General features: G+C 74.4%; 2 protein-coding genes. Both read right to left on the reverse strand.

Annotated elements, in window-relative coordinates; translation table 11 throughout:
• Positions 1 to 169: 169 nt before the first annotated feature.
• On the reverse strand, positions 170 to 15814 hold the full coding sequence (locus OHA84_RS30525) for a non-ribosomal peptide synthetase (protein WP_266968757.1): 15645 nt from the start codon (positions 15812 to 15814) through the stop codon (positions 170 to 172).
• A gap of 45 nt (positions 15815 to 15859) precedes the next feature.
• Complete coding sequence (locus OHA84_RS30530; RefSeq protein ID WP_266968755.1) at positions 15860 to 16900, reverse strand: iron-siderophore ABC transporter substrate-binding protein; 1041 nt, start codon at positions 16898 to 16900, stop codon at positions 15860 to 15862.
• Between the last annotated feature and the right edge of the window lie 4 nt (positions 16901 to 16904).

Consider the following 16904-nt stretch of genomic DNA (forward strand, 5'->3'; position numbering starts at 1 on the left):
CCGATACGCAGACAAGAGCCGTCCGGGGCCCTGCCCGTCCTCGGGGGCTCCGGAGGGTCGGCCCCGCCGTCCGACCAGGCTCTTGGGCCGCGGCTCCGTCCCATGGGTCTCGACGTACGTCAGGCAGGCGCCCCGGGGCTTCCCCGGGGGGCCTCGAACGGGTGGGTCGTCATGCGTTCCCGCTCCTTGTGGACATGACCGCGAACAGCTCCGAGAGCGGCTGCCGCGGGTCGTCGGCCACGTGCCCGATCAACACGTGGAGTTCCTCGGCGAGCCGCCGGGCCTTGGCCGGGCCGAGCAGCTCGACCGCGTGGATCAGCTCGCCGTACACCGGACCCTCGCCGCGCGGTTCGTGGAACCCGAGCGTCAGCTCCGCGGTGGTCCGGGCGACCGGAACGGCCTGGAAGGTGCCCATGCCGCCCTCCAACTCGTCCAGGTCCGCCTGCTCGTGGTGGACCACCGTCACCTGCGGTCCCCGCGCCGGCAACCCCGAGGCGCGGAGCACCGCGTCGAACGGCACCTCCTGGTGGTCCAGCGCGCTCAGCGTCGTCTCCCGCACCCGCGACAACAGCTCCAGGAAGGTCGGGTCGCCGCCGGTGTCGGTGCGCAACACCACCGTGTTGAGGAAGCAACCGACCAGCGGGGCGAGCCGCTCGTCCGACCGGCCCGCGACCATGGTCGCGATCGGCAGGTCGGTGCCCGCGCCGTGCGCCGTCAGCAGCGCCGACAGCGCCGCGTGCAGCACCATGAACATGCTCGTGCCGCTCTCCCGGGCCAGGGCGTCCACCCGGGCGTGCAAGCCCTCGTCGAGGACGAACGGCACCTGCCCGGCCGTGTACCCCGCCCGCCCGGCGTCCGCGGGCCGCGGCCGGTCCGTCGGAAGGGCCAGGGCGCTCGGCGCCTCCCGCAGCGTCCGGCGCCAGTAGGCGAGCTGCCGCCCGCCCGCGCTGTCCGGGTCGTCGAGGTCGCCGAGCGCCTCGCGTGCCCAGAGCGCGTAGTCCGCGTACGACACCGGCAACGGCTCCCAGTCGGGCGCGACGCCGCGGAACCGGGCCGCGTACGCCGTCGTCAGGTCCCGGAACAGCGGCACCACCGACCACTCGTCCACCGCCAGGTGGTGCGAGGCCAGCAACAGGGCCTGGGCCCCGTCGGGAGCCGTGAGCAGCCGGACCCGCAGCGGCGCCCGCGAGGTCAGGTCCGCCGTCTCGCCCGCGAGTTCGGCGAGGCGGGACTCCAGGTCCGCGCACTCCTCGACGGCCAGGACCGGCGGTTCGACGGCGGGACGCAGCCGCAGCTCCCCGGCCTCCTCGCCGAAGGAGGTGCGCAGCGGGGCGTGCCGGTCCACCACGTCGGCCAGCGCGTCGGCCAGCGCCCGGGCGTCGAGCCCGCCCGGCGAGCGCAGCGCGAGCGCGCTGTCGAAAGCGGGCCGCGGTCCGTACGCCCGCCACTGCGCGCCCTGAACCGGCGCGGCGGGAAGCTCCCGCGCCCCCGCTCCGGCGCCCGCCCGCAGAGCCGGCCGGGCCGCCCGCGCGCCGGCCAGCCGCTCCGCGATGCCGCTGACCGTGAGGGCGTCGAAGACGTCCCGGATGCTCAGCTCCACCCCGAACTCGGCCCGGATCAGGCCCAGCAGGCGCATGGAGGCCATGGAATGGCCGCCCAGGGCGAAGAAGTCGTCGTGGACACCGACCTCGTCCAGCCTGAGGATCTCGCCGAACAACCGTGCCAACCGGGTCTCGGTGGCATCGGCCGGCCGGGCGTCGCCCGTCATCCCCGACCAGTCGGGCGCGGGCAGCGCCTTGTGGTCCAGCTTCCCGTTGGGGGTGAGCGGCAGCGGCCCGTCCAACGGCACCACCAGGGCGGGCACCATGTACTCCGGGAGCAGCCCGGCCGCGTGCGCGCGCAGGGCCCGCGGATCGAGTTCCCCGCGCTCCGCCACGGCGTACCCCACCAGACGCACGATGTCCCCGTCCCGGTCGGCCACCACCGCGGCCTGCGCCACGTCGGGATGCGCGGCCAGGGCCGACTCGATCTCGCCCAGCTCGATGCGGAAGCCGCGGATCTTCACCTGCGTGTCGACCCGACCCAGGAAGTCCAGATTGCCGTCCCGCCGCCAACGGGCCCGGTCCCCGGTGCGGTACATCCGGCCGCCGGGCGCCCCGAACGGGTCGGCGACGAACCGCTCGGAGGTCAGCCCGGGCCTGCCCAGGTAGCCGCGGGCCAGACCCCGACCCGCGACGTACAGTTCGCCGGTCACCCCGGGCGGGACGGGGGAGAGGGTCGCGTCCAGCACGTAGCAGCGGGTGTTGGGGTCGGGACGACCGATCGGCACCCGCCCGCCGGGACGCCCGCCGGCCTGACGCGCCGGCCACAGCGTCGAGTTCACGGTGGCCTCGGTCAGTCCGTACGCCGCGATGAGGTTCACCGTGGCGCCCCAGCGCTCGAACAGGTCCGGGGGCACCGTCTCGGTGCCGACCAGGATCGTCGAGCCCTCCGGCAGCTCACAGCCGGCCGGCAGCGCCGAGACCAGCGAGGGCGGCAGGATCATGTGCGTGACGCCCTGCTCCGCCAGGAACTCGGTGAGCGCGGATCCCGCCACCCGCGCCTCGTCGGGGACGAGCACCAGCCGGCCGCCGTGACACAGGGCCATCGCCAGCTCGAACACGGCCACGTCGAAGCCGATCGACGCGAACTGGAGAACCCGGCTGTCGCTGCGCAACCCCATCCGGTCCACGGCCGTGGCGACCAGGCTGGAGATGCCCTCGTGCGGGACGACCACGCCCTTGGGGCGGCCCGTCGAACCCGATGTGTAGATCACGTACGCGGCCCCGTCCAGGGGGACGTCCGGCAGGTCCGGGGCCCCGTCGGGCAGTCCGTCGAGTTCGGCCGCCGTGCCCGGGGCGTCCAGCAGGACCACCGGGACCCCCTCGACCGCGGGGATCTTCCCCGCCACGGACTCGGTTCCGACGACCAGGACGGCACACGAGTCCTCGACCATGTAGACCAGCCGGTCGGCGGGATGGACGAGGTCGAGCGGCAGGAACGCCGCACCCAGCTTGAGGACCGCCAGCACCGTCGCGACCATGTCGATCGAGCGCGGCACGGCCACCCCGACCACGCTCTCGGCGCCCACCCCGCGCGCGGCGAGCAGCCGGGCGATCCGGTCGGACCGGGCGTCGAGACCCGCGTAACCCAGTGTCGTGGTCCGCTCGACCACCGCCGGGGCGTCGGGCCGCTCCGCGAGCCGCGCCGCGAACAGCGCGGGCAGGGACAGCTCGTCCACCACCCGGTCGGTGGCGTTGAACTCCTCCCGCACCAGACGCAGTTCTCCGGCGTCCATGATTTCCAGGCGGGACACCGGAAGGGCCGGGTCGACGGCCACGGCCGAGACGAGCCGGCGCAGCCGCTCGCCCAGCCGCTCCACGCCCTCGCGATCGAACAGCTCGGTGGCGAACTCCAGCCGGCAGTCGAGTCCGTCCGCCTCCGGGTCGTCGGCGCCCGTGCGCTCGGTGAAGCTGAACACGAGGTCGAACTTGGCCGAGGTGATCCGGAACGGCACGTACTCCACCGCCAACCCGGGCAGGGCCGCGTCCTCCCCGGTGCGGTGGTGGTAGCCGACCATGACCTGGAAGAGCGGATTGCGGGCGAGCGAGCGGGTCGGATTGAGCCTCTCCACCACCGCCTCGAAGGGCACGTCGGCGTGCGAGAACGCCGCCAGCGCGGTGTCGCGCACCCGCTCCACCAGCTCACCGAAGGCGGGGTCCCCGCCCAGATCCGTCCGGAGCACCAGCGTGTTGACGAAGAAGCCCACCAGGTCGTCCAGGGCCTCCTCGCCGCGCCCCGCGATGGGCGAGCCGATCGGTATGTCCGCTCCCGCGCCCATCCGGTGCAACAGCGCCGCGACGGCCGCGTGCACCACCATGAACATGCTCGCGTTGTGCTCCTTCGCGAGCCGGCGCAGCCCCCGGTGCGCCCGCGCGTCGAACGAGACGTCCAGCTCACCGCCCGTGAAGACGGGCCGGGCGGGTCGGGGCCGGTCGGCGGGCAGCTCGATCTCCTCCGGCGCCCCCTCCAGGGCGCCGCGCCAGTACTCCAGCTGCCGCGCGGCGAGGCTGCCGGGATCGGCGGCGTCGCCGAGCAGCTCCCGCTGCCACAGCGCGTAGTCCGCGTACTGCACGGGCAACGGCTCCCAGTGCGGCGCCGCCCCGCCCAGCCGGGCGGCGTAGGCGGTGGTCAGGTCGCGCAGGAAGGGCCGGTCCGACCACTCGTCGGTGGTGATGTGGTGCAGCAGCAGGACGACCACGTGGTCCTCGGCGCCGACCGTGAGGACCGTCGCGCGCAGCGGCAGTTCCCCCGCGAGGTCGAACGGGCGGCGCACCGCCGTGTCGATCAGGGCGGGCAGCTCCTCCTCGGTCGCCGGGGCGACCTCCACCACCGGCAGGGCCCCGTCCGCGGGCAGCACCCGCTGGAAGGCCAGGCCCTCCCGGGTGACGAAGACCGTGCGCAGGGCCTCGTGGCGGGCCGTGACGTCGGCCAGCGCCGCCCGCCAGGCCGCCACGTCGAGTCGGCCGCGCAGCCGCATCACGAGCGGGAAGTTGTAGGCGGCGGAGGCCGAGTCGATCTGCTGGATCACCCACAAGCGCTGCTGGGCGTGCGACAGCGGCAGTTCTGCCGGCCGCTCACCCGCCGTCAGCGCGGGCCGGCCCGCCGGCCCGCCCCCTTCGGCGCGCCCGGCCAGTTCCGCCACGGTCGGCGCCTCGAACAGGTCCCGGATCGCCAGCTCCACCGCGAGGGCGGTGCGCGCCCTGCCGACGAGCCTGGTCGCCAGCAGGGAGTGACCGCCGAGGTCGAAGAAGGAGTCGTCGATCCCGACGGCGGTCTCCGGCAGCCCGAGCACCTCCGCGAACAGCGCCCGGAGCACCGTCTCCCGGGGGGTGCGCGGCGGCCGGCGGGTACCGGATCCGCCCAGGTCCGGTGCGGGCAGGGCCTGTACGTCGAGCTTGCCGTTCACGGTCAACGGCAGGGTTCCCACGGCCACCAGGGCGGCCGGGACCATGTAGCCGGGCAGGACGGTCTTGAGGTGCTCGCGGACCTCCGTGAGCAGCGTGTCGCCGCCCTCGGCCGCCGCCGGCTCGGGCACCACGTACCCCACCAGCCGCTTGTTCCCCGCGTGTTCCGTCACCACGACGGCCGCGTGGGCGATCAGCGGGTGCTCGGACAGGGCCGCGCCGATCTCGCCCAACTCGACCCGGTAGCCGCGGATCTTGACCTGGTCGTCGGTCCGCCCGAGGAAGTCGATCAACCCGTCGGGGCGCTGTCGCACCAGGTCACCCGTCCGGTACATGCGCGCCCCCGGCGCCCCGAACGGATCGGCGACGAACCGCTCCGCCGTCAGCGCCGGCCGGTCGTGGTAGCCGCGCGCCAGACCGGTGCCGGAGATGTACAACTCACCAGGACTGCCCGGCGGGACCGGCCGCAGCATCGCGTCCAGCACGTGCCCGCGGGTGTTGCGGATCGGCCGGCCCACGGTCGGGCCGGCGCTCTCGGCGGTGGACCCCCCGAGCGTGTTGATCGTGTACTCGGTCGGACCGTACAGGTTGTAGCCGTACGTCTCCTCCGTACGGGCCAGCCGGCCCCACACCGCGTCGGACACGGCCTCGCCACCGAGCAGGACCAGCGCGGGACGGTGTCTGCCCGTCGCCTCGTCGCGCTCCAACAGGCCCTCTTCGATGAGCAGTTGGGCGTACGTCGGGGTCACGTTCACCACGTCCACCCGGTGCCGGTCGCAGTAGTCCACCAGGGCCGCGGCGTCGCGCCGCAGCTCCTCGTCGCAGACGTGCACCTCGTGGCCCTCGACGAGCCAGAGGAGCTCCTCCCAGGACATGTCGAAGGCGAAGGAGACGGTGTGCGCGATCCGCAGCCGCCGCCCGCCCGCCGAGGCGATGGCTGGATCGAAGATCTCCACCTGGTGATTGAGCTGCATGTTCGTCAACCCCCGGTACGGGGTGACGACGCCCTTGGGACGACCGGTGGAACCGGAGGTGTAGATGACGTACGCCGGGTGCTCCAACCGGTCCGCGACCGTGTGGGCGAACGCCGGCCGTTCGGCGTCCGTGACCACCCCGCCCGACAGCGCGGCCAGCTCGGCGACGACCGCCGGATCGTCCAGCTCGACGGCGAGCGGACCCGCCTCCCCGCGCAAGGTCGGCGCGACGGCCACCGTGGACACCACGCACAGCGGCCCGGTGTCCTCGATCATCAGCCGCAGTCGGTCGGCGGGATGGTCGAGGTCGAGCGGCAGGTACGCGGCCCCCGTGCGCAGCACCGCGAAGAGCGCCACCACCATCTCGATCGAACGCGGCAGCGCCAGGGCGACGACCCGCTCGGGTCCGGCGCCCCGCGCCAGCAGCAGCCGGGCCAACCGGTTGATCCGCGCGTCCAGTTCCGCGTACGTGAGTTCCCGCGCGCCGAAGACCAGCGCGACCGCGTCGGGAGTACGGCCGACCTGGTCCGCCAGCATGTCGGCGACGGTCTCGTTCGGCACCGGCAGGTCACCCGTCGACGCGCGGTCCAGGGCGGCCCGTTCCGCGGGCAGCAGCAGGTCCAGCGCCGCCACCCGCTCCGCGAGGCCGTCGATCAGCCGGCCCACCACGAGCCGGAACCGCTCCAGCGTGGCCGCCGCCCGCTCGTCGTCGATCAGATCGGAGCGGTACTCCAGCTTCACGCCGACGACCGAGGCAGGATTGACGATCAGCGTCATCGGATAGTGGGTGGCGTCCACACTGTCGACACCGGTGATGCCGTGCCGTTCGGTCAGCCGACGGAAACCGTCCTCGTCCGCGAAGTTCTGCAGGACGTACAAGGTGTCGAACAGGACCCCGTGACCGCCCGCCCGCTGGAGCTCCGCCAACCCCAGGTACTCGTGGTCCATCACCGCGACCCGCTCCGAACGCACCCGGCGCAGCAACTCCAGGACGCTCTCCTCGGGCCGCAGCCGCACCCGCAGCGGCACGGTGTTCAAGAACATGCCGATCGCCGACTCGACGCCCGGCACCTCAGCCGGACGACCCGCCACCGTGGCGCCGAACACCACGTCGTCGCGACCCACCGCCGCCGACAGCACCAGGGCCCACGCCGCGGACAGCACCGCGTTGACGGTCAACCCCTGCTCCCGGGCGCACCGGCGCAGCCGCTCGCTCAGCTCCGCGCCGAGGTCGAGGGAGCGACGGCGCGGGATCGTCGGCTCGCCGCCGCGCTCCCGCGCCACGAGCGTCGGTTCCGCGAGCCCGGACAGGGCGCGGCGCCAGGTCTCCCGCGCCGCGTCGAAGTCCTGTCCGGCGAGCCAGGCCAGGTAGTCGCGGTAGCTTCCCGGCGTCCCCATCCCGGCGGCGTCGCCCGCCGACTCGTACAGGCCGAGGAGCTCCTCCAGGAAGAGGGACTGCGACCAGCCGTCCCAGGCCACCAGGTGGTGGCCGAGCATCAGCCGGTCGGTGTCCGGGGTCAGCCGTATCAACCGGAGCCGGAACAGCGGGGGCGACGTCAGGTCGAACCGCAGCAACCGGTCCGCCTCGGAGATCTCCGCCAGCCGTGCCTCCCGCGCCGCCTCGTCGAGCCCCGTCAGGTCGGTCTCGACCAACGGCGCCGTGATCGTGTCCGGCGGGCAGACGAACTGCACGGGGCCGGGCAGACCGTCGCCGACGATGCCGGTGCGCAGCGCCGGATGGCGGGCCAGCAGCGTGGCACAGGCCGCGCGCAACCGGTCGACGTCGAGGCGACGGTCGAAGTCGAAGCAGTCCTGGGCGGTGTAGACGTCCAGCGCGGACGTGTCGTAACTGGCGTGGAAGTGGATGCCCTCCTGGAGCGGCGACAGCGGCCACACGTCGGCGACGGGCGCCGGGGCGGCCCGCTCCACCACGTCGATCTCCCCCTGGTCGAGGTCCACCAACGACAGGTCCGCCGGCCGGAGCCTGCGGGTGACGTCCGTTCCGGCGCCGGCGATCAACTCGCGCAGGGCCGCCGTCCAGGCGTCGGCGAGTTCGCACACGTCCTGCCCGGTCAGCGCCCCGCCCTCGCCCTGCGGCCAGGTCCACGTGGCACGCAGCTCGGGACCCGCCGGGGTGTCCGCGCAGACGGCGTTGACCTGGAGCGCGTAGGGCATCGCCAACCCGGCGTCGGGCCCCACGCGCAAGGCGTCCGCCTCGACGGCGGGTGCCCAGTCCCGATCCTGGTCCGCCGGCAGTCGACCGAAGTAGTTGAACAGCAACTGGGCACCCGAGAGCCGGGCGAAGACCGGGGCGAGCTGCGGATTGAGGTAACGCAGCATGCCGTACCCGGCGCCCGCGTCCGGAGCCGAACGCACGGCCTCCCGGACCCGCCCGAGGACCTCCCGCGGATCGCCCGCCGCCGGCAGCCGCACCGGATGCAGTCCCGTGAACCAGCCGACGGTACGGGACAGGTCCAGCCCGTCCCCGAAGCCCTCGCGCCCGTGCCGCTCCAGATCCACCAGCAGGTCGCCCTCGGGCTTGCCGCCACGCCGGGCCACCGCCACCCGCAGCGCCGCGAGCAGCACCTCGGTGACATCGGCCCCGGCCGCCGCGGGCACCGCCGTCAACAGCGCCCTGGTCTCCTCGCCCGTCAACCGGACCTCGTGCTCACGCGCCGCCCCGACGGTACCGGTCCGACCCGCGCCCGGCAGCAACTCCGCCCCGGGGGCCAGCACCCCCGCCCAGTAGGGCAGTTCGGCCTGCCGTCGCGGCGAGGTCGCCTGCTCGACGACCTCCCGCGCGAACCGCCGCAGCGAGGTCGGCACGGGCTCCAGCACGGGCCGTCCGCCGCGCGCCACCGCCTCCCACGCGACGGCCAGGTCACCGAGCAGCACCCGCCAGGACACCCCGTCGACGGCCAGGTGGTGCACGACGAGCAGCAGCCGACCCGGCGTCCCCGCGCCCGCGTCGAACCAGACGGCCTGCAGGACGGTCCCCGCGTCGGGGTCCAGTCGGGACGCCGCCGCGTCGGACTCCTCGGCGACCAGAGCCCGCAGCGCGGCCCCGTCGAGACCGCGGGCGTCGACGCGGCGCGACAGGCCCGCCGCGTCCACCGCGCCGGGCGGCCGGATCACGGCCGACCACAGCGCCGGCAGGGCCGGCCCCAGGTCCATCCGGGACAGCACCGGGCGCAGACCGTCGTGGTGGTCCACCACGGCCTGGAGCGCGCCGGCCAGTGAGGCGAGGTCGGCCCCGGCGGGGGACCGGAGCAGCATCGACAGGTTGAAGCGGCCGATCGGACCGCCGTCCTCCCGGAGCTGGTGGACGATCGGCAGCAACGGCAGGTCGCCGACCCCGTCGGAGTCCGCGGCGGTCTCCGGAGCGTCCTGCGCGACCCCGGCGGGCGTGAGCGCCGCCGCCAGCGCGGCCGGCGTACGGTGCTCGAAGACCGCCCGGGGGGTGACGGTCAGCCCCGCCTTGCGGGCCCGCGCCGCCACCGACATGGACAGGATGCTGTCCCCGCCGAGCACGAAGAAGTCCTCGTCGCCGCCGACCTCGTCGAGGCCCAGGACCTGCGCGAACACCTCCCGCAACCGCCGCTCGCGGTCCCCCGGTGAGTCGGCCGGGACCGGTCGGGGGCCGCGCCGCACCTCGGGCGCCGGCAGCGCCGCCAGGTCGGTCTTGCCGCCCGCGGTCAACGGCAGCGCGTCGAGGACGACGAAGTGGCTCGGCACCATGGGCTCGGGGAGCGCCTCGGCCAGGGCCCGGCGGACCTCCTCGGGGTCGGGCGTCACGTCCGCGCCGGCCGGGACCAGGTAGGCCACCAGCCGGGTGACCCCGCGCTCGTCGGCGCGGGCGACCACCACCGCCTCACCGACCGTGTTCTCGGCGCGCAGGCGTGCTTCGACTTCCCCGAGTTCCACCCGGTTACCCCTGATCTTGACCTGGTGGTCGGTGCGCCCCAGATAGGTGAGCACACCGTCCGCGGTGGACTGGACGAGGTCCCCGGTGCGGTACATCCGCTCGCCCGGAGCGCCGAACGGATCGGCGACGAACCGCTCCGCCGTGAGGGCGGGGCGCGCGTGATAGCCGCGGGCGAGTTGGGCGCCGGCGATGTACAGCTCTCCCGCCTCACCCGCGGCCACGTGCCGCAGGTGCCGGTCGAGCAGGTACAGCCGGGTGTTCCACACCGGACGGCCGATGGGCACGGTGGCGGCCGTGCCCCCGCCGGGCAGCGGATCCGGGCCGGCCTCCCAGCCGGTGACCTGGATGACCGCCTCGGTCGGCCCGTACACGTTGAACAGCGGGACGCCGGTGCGCTCGCGCCAGCGCCGGGCCGCCGGGACCGTCAGGGCCTCGCCGCCGCTGAACGCCCGGCGCAGACCCGACCACCAGGGCCCGTCGCCGCCCGGCGGCACCTCCTCGGCCAGCAACGCCGTGTACAGCGAGGGCACCAGGTCGAGGGTCGTGACCCGTTCGGAGCGGATCAGGGAGATCAGGTACGCCGGATCGCGGTGACCGTCGGGCCGGGCGATCACGACCGTCCCCCCGGTCAGCAGCGGGACGAACACCTCCTGGAGCGACGGGTCGAACCCGGCCGCGTACTGGTGCAGCACCCGGTCGTGCGGACCGAAGCCGAACCGCTCGGCCGTCCAGGCGAGCTGCCCGGCCAGCGCGCGGTGCGTCACCACCACGCCCTTCGGCCGGCCCGTGGACCCCGAGGTGTACATCAGGTAGGCGGCCGAGTCCGGATCCGTGTCGGGGAGCGCGCGCGGACCGTGCACGGAGGCCCCGACGACGGCGCCGTCCACGTCGACCAGCACCGTGCGCACCCCGGCCGCGGCGGGCAGCGCGTCCCGCACCTCCGCGGTGGCGACCAGGATCCGCGCGCCCGAGTCGGCCAGCATGTGCCGGACCCGCTCGGCCGGTGCCCCCGGATCGACGGGCAGGCACACGGCGCCCGCCTTGAGCACGCCGAGCCACGCGACCACCTCCCCTGCCGAACGGGGCACCGCGACCGCGACCACTGCCTCGGGACCCGCGCCCTCGGCGGCCAGCCGGCGCGCCAACGACACGGCCAGCACGTCCAGTTCGGCGAATCCGGTGCCGTGGCCGTCGTGCCGCAGCGCCGTCGCGTCCGGCGTTCGACGGGCCTGGGCGGTGAACGCAGCGTGCACGGTGGTGTCGGGCAGCGGACGCACCGCCCCGGACAGGGCGCCCGAGGCGGCCCCGCGGCCGACACGGGCCACCGGCAGGGCCGGATCGGCGACCAACTGCGCGCACAGCGCGCGCAGTCGCCGGGTGAACAGCTCGGTGGCCCGGTCGTCCAGCCGGGAACGGTCGTGGTCGAGCTGGAGGCGCAGCCGCGCGCCCGGCAGGACGGTCAACGCGAGCGGATAGTGCACGGAGTCCCGGACGCGGGAGTCCGTGATCCGGATCCGTCCCGCGGGATCGCCGCGCTCCCCACCGTCCGGCAGGTTCTCGACCACCACCAGCGCGTCGAACAGCTCGCCCCGGCCCACGGCCCGCCGGATCTCCGCCGGCCCGAGGTGCTGATGGTCCAGCAGCTCCGCCTGACTCTCCTGGAACCGGGCCAGCACCTCGCCCAGCGGCTGCTCCGGACGCCAGGCCAGCCGGGCCGGCACGGTGTTGATCAGCAGGCCGACCAGGGTGTCGACCCCCGGGACCGGGGCCTGCCGACCCGAGACCGTGACCCCGACGGCCAGGTCGTACGAGCCGAGCACGTCCGCGAGGACCAGGGCGAAGGCGCCCTGCGCGACCGTGCCCAGGGTCAGCCCGAGTTCCCGGGCGCGCGCCGTCAGCGCGGCCGTTTCCCGCTCCGTGAGATCCAGGGTGACCCGGCCGTACCCGCCGGCTCCCGCCTCCACCGGCCGCACGGGCAGCCCCGCCGGTGCGTCGAATCCGGCCAGCGCCCGGCGCCACGCGGCGCGCGCGCCTTCCCGGTCCAGGCCCGCGAGCCAGCCCGCGTAGGCCCGGTAGCCCGGATCGGGTGTCGGGCGCGGCGGCGCCTCGCCGGGCCGGTACCCGGCCAGCAGGTCGCGCAGCAGGAGGGACACCGACCAGCCGTCGACGATGATGTGGTGCAGGGTCAGGACCAGCAGTGACCGGTCCGCGCCGAGCCTGAGCAGGGCCGCCCGCAGCAGCGGCGGCCGTCCCGGGTCGAAGCCGGCGGCCCGTTCCGCCGCGGCCGCCTCCTCCACCGCCGCGTCCCGCCGGTCCGGGGCCAGGCCCGAGAGGTCCGCCTGGCTCCAGGGCAGTTCGACCTGCTCGCCGACGAGCTGCAGGATCCGTCCGTCGTGGCGCTGGACGAAGGCCGCGCGCAACAGCGGATGACGATCCAGCATGTGCTGGACGCTGACGCGCAGCGCGTCCGCGTCCACGTCGCCCGCGAGGTCGAGGGTGTCCTGCACGGCGTACCCGTCGGCCCCGGCGCCGTCCATCTGCGCGTGGAAGAAGAAACCTTCCTGGAGAGGCGTGGCCGGGACGATGTCCACCAGATCGGGGACGGCGGCGACGAAGTCGGCGCGCTCGGCGGCCGTCGAATCGACGAGGGAGAACGGCTCGGGCAGCGGGGCGGGCGGCCGTGCGTCGGGGGCCGCGGCGCCGGTGGCCCGCGCGAGTGCGGCCGGGGTGCGCAGCCGGAACACCTCGCGCGGGCTGACCTCGACACCGGCCTCCCGGACCCGGGTGACCAGTCGGATCACCACGATGCTGTCGCCGCCGAGTTCGAAGAAGCTGTCGTGGACGCCCACCGAGGGCAGTCCGAGCACCTCCGCGAACAGCCCGGCGTACAGTGCCTCGGCCGGCGTGGTCGGCTCCGCGTCCCCGGTGAGTTCCGTCCAGCGCGGTGCGGGCAGCGCCCGCGTGTCGAGCTTCCCGTTGGGCGTCAGCGGCAGGGGGCCGTCCAGGCGCAGCACCGCGGACGGCACCATGTGCTCGGGCAACACCTCGGTCACCCGGGCGCGCGCGGCCCGCACGACGGCGTCCGCTGCGGGCCCTTCCGCGGCGGGCCCGTCGACCCCGAGGTCGTCCACCCGGTGCCCGTCGCCGCCCCGATCGTCAGAGCCCCCGTGCGTCCCGTGCGCCTCGTTGGCCCCGGAGTCGGTGACCAGGTAGGCGACCAGGCGCCCGGCTCCCCGGTGGTCCTTGACGGCGAGCACGGCGGCCTGCGCGATGCCCGGGCAGGCCATGAACGCGCTCTCGATCTCGCCCGGTTCGATCCGGTGCCCCCGGATCTTGAACTGACCGTCCGCCCGGCCCAGGAACTCCAGGTTCCCGTCGGCGCCCCAGCGGACCCGGTCGCCCGTGCGGTACATCCGCGTACCCGGGTCTCCGTACGGGTCCGCGACGAACCGCTCCGAGGTCAGCGCGGCCCGACCCAGGTAGCCCCGGGCCAGACCCCGGCCCGCGACGTACAGTTCGCCCTCCGTCCCCACCGGGACGGGGCGGAGCGCGGAGTCGAGCACGTACGTGCGCGTGTTGGGGTCGGGGCGGCCGATCGGCGCGGGCCCCGGACGTGACGGATCGGCCGACCACAGCGTGGAGTTGACGGTCGCCTCGGTCAGCCCGTAGGCGACGACGATGCGCACCCGCCCGGCCCAGCGGGCGATCAGCTCGCCCGGCACGGCCTCCGTGCCGACGACGAGCACCGAGCCCTCGGGCAGTTCGCACTCCGGGAGGAGCGCCGACACCAGCGACGGCGGCAGGATCATGTGGGTGGCGCCGTGCGCGCGGATGTAGTCGGTGAGGGCCGGGCCCGCGACCCGCCGCTCGGCGGGCACGAGAACGACCCGGCCGCCGACGCACAGCGACATGACGAGGTCCCAGACGGTGACGTCGAAGCCGACCGAGGCGAACTGCACGACGCGGCTGTCCTCGTCGATGCCGATCCGCTCGGTGGCGGTGGCGATCAGGCTGCCGATGCCGTCGTGGGAGACCACCACGCCCTTGGGGCGCCCGGTGGACCCGGAGGTGTAGATGACGTACGCGGCCTGGTCCAGGACGACCGGAACCCCGGGGTCCGAGGGATCGGCCGCCGCCCGCTCCGCGACGGTCGCCGGATCGTCGAGCACCAGCCGGCCGGCGGCGGTGTCCTCGGGCAGTCCGCCGGCGGCCTCCCGGGTGGTGACGACGGTCCGCGCGCCGGAGTCGGCGAGCATGTACGCGATCCGCTCGCGGGGGTGGTCGGCGTCCAGTGGCAGGTACGCCGCGCCGGCCTTCATCACCGCGAGCAGGGCGACCACGAGTTCGGGGGAGCGGGGAACGGCCACGGCGACGATGTCCTCGGCGCCCACGCCGCGGGCCAGGAGCAGTCGGGCCAGCCGGTTGGCGGCGGAGTTCAGCTCTCCGTAGGTCAGGGTGCGGTCCTCGTACACGAGGGCCGTGCGGTCCGGGGAGAGTCGCACCCGGCGCTCGAAGGCGGCCGGCCAGGACACCTCCTCGGTGGGGTGGGCGCTGACGGCGAGCGAGCCGAGCAAGTGATCCCGCTCGGAGCCCGCGAGCAGCTCGATGCGACCGAGGGGGAGTTCCGGCGCGTCGACAAGAGCGCCGAGCACCCTGCGCAGACGCCGGGCGTGGCCGCCGACCTCCTCGTCGTCGCTCACGTCCGCGTCGGCGTCGAAGTGGAAGCGGACGGCGCCGCGCTGCGATTCGCCCACCGTGACGGCCAGGTCGCTGACGGGGCCCATCCACTGGGGGCGCAGGTCGCCGGGGTGCTCGCCGAAGCGCAGCCATCCCGTGCCGGGCAGCACGTTGACCGTGGGACCGACGAGTTCGGCCACGCCCTCCACGAGCCCGAGGTCCTTGGCCAACTCCTCGGCGCGGTAACGGCCGTGGGTCACGGCCTCGGTGACGCGCCGGTCGACCTCGGCCAGCAGCTCCGTGCCGGTCATGTCCGGTCGTACGCCCAGCCGCAGCGGAACGATGTTGGAGACCATGCCGGGGACCTCCCGCGTCCCCGGGTCCACCCGGGTGGTGACGGGCAGCCCGAGGACGAGGTCCTGCGCGCCCGTGACCCGGTGGAGGTGCGCGGCCACGGCCGCGACGAGCAGTCGGGAGAGCCGTACGCCCGACCGCTCGGCGCCGGCGCGCAGGCGCGCGGTGTCCTGCGCCGAGTACTCGTCGGTGCAGCGCACCCGGCGGGCGATCACGGCGGGCCCGCGCCGCACGAGCCGCACGGGTTCGGGCCGGTCCGCGAGCCGCTCCAGCCAGTGGGCGCGGTCCTCCGCGAAGCTCGCGGAGGCGCGGTAGGCGGCCTCGGAGTCCGTGAGGCGGGTGAACGTCCAGTCGATCCCGCCGACCGGTCCCGCGTCGCCGTAGAGCTCGCCGGCCCGCCGCGAGAGCAGTCCCACGCTCACGCCGTCGATGACGATGTGGTGGTACAGCTGGTACCACAGGACGCGATCGTCGGCGAGCAGGACCAGGGCGTGCCGGAAGAGAGGGCCCCGAGCGAGGTCCAACGGCCGCGCGCGGTCGGCCTCCATCCAGTCCCAGGCCGCGAACTCCGCGTCCGGCGCGTCCCGCAGGTCGACGAGGGGAACGTGCGCCGGGAAGCGCACGGCGTGCTGACGGGGTTGCCCGTCGGCGTCCGCCGTGAACCGTACGTGGAGGCACTCGGCCTCCTCGACCACCTGCCGCACGGCGGCGGTCAGGCGGTCGAGGTCGACCGGCCCGCGCAACTCCAGGGTGAACGTGACGTTGTAGGCCGAGCTGTCCGGCTCGATCCGCTGGGCCGGCCAGATCCCGGCCTGCCCGCCGGTGACGGGTATTGCGGAGTCGGATGCCGGGTTGTCCGGCTCGGCGGCGTCAGACATCGTTCGTTCAGCCTTTCCCTGGTTCGCGCGGGACGGGGACCTGCGTTACTTGACGGCCTCGAGCTTCGGCACGACCTGGTCGATGGCGTACGGGATGCTCAGGACCGTGTTGAAGGACAGCGCGGCGCCGATGTCCGGGTTGTCGTACGGAAGGAACAGGTCGCGCTTCTCCTGGTGGACCTTGGTCTTCTGGTAGAGCGGGTCCGCCTTCATCGCGGCCTCGGTCTCGGCGGTGCCCAGCCAGACCGTCCGATCGGCCTCCATGACGTCGAGGCGCTCGGAGCTGAGGTCGGCGACGTTCTCCTTGCCGAGGGCCGTCCGGTAGGCCTCGGAGGTGGTGAAGCCCATCTCGCTCAGGAAGATGACCTTGGGGTCCTTGGGGGAGAAGGCCGAGAACTTGCCGGGCTCGTAGGGCTCCCCGACCGAGACCGTCTTGCCCTTCCACTCGGGGTGCTTGTCCCGGACGGCCTTGAAGCGCGCGTCGATGCCCGCGATCAGCTTCTCGGTCTCGGCGTCCTTGCCCAGCGCCTTGCCGATCTGCTCCGTCATGACCTGCCAGGTCGCCTGGTAGTCCTCGGAGCCCTTGGGTTGGGCCACCACCTTGGCGATCTTGGACAGGGTGGCGTACTGCTCCTTCTTCATGCCCGAGTACTGGGCGATGATCAGGTCGGGCTTGAGCGCCGCGATCTTCTCCATGTTGTACTCGTCGCGTTCGCCGACGACCTGCGGGGGAGCGGAGCCCCACAGGTCCTTGGCCCAGGGCCACTTGCCGTACGGCTGCTCCTTGAACCAGTCGACGGCGCCGACCGGCTTCACGCCGAGGGCCAGGACGGCGTCCTGGTCGGACAGGCCGAGCGTGACGACCTTCCTCGGCTGCTCGGCGATCGTCGTGCTGCCGTACTTGTGCTCCAGCGTCACGGGGAAGGCCCCGGCTGCCGATCCGGTCTCGCCGGACTTGGCGGTGTCCGCCTTGTCGGAGTCACCGCCGCCGCAGGCGGCGAGCGCGAGCGCCGCCGTCGCGGCCACGGCCACACGGGGCAGGAGGCGGGCGAACCTCGTGGACGCGGAGCGGGTACCAAGTGGCACGGGT

Origin of the sequence: Streptomyces sp. NBC_00513 (assembly GCF_041431415.1) — a bacterium.
Lineage (GTDB): Bacteria > Actinomycetota > Actinomycetes > Streptomycetales > Streptomycetaceae > Streptomyces.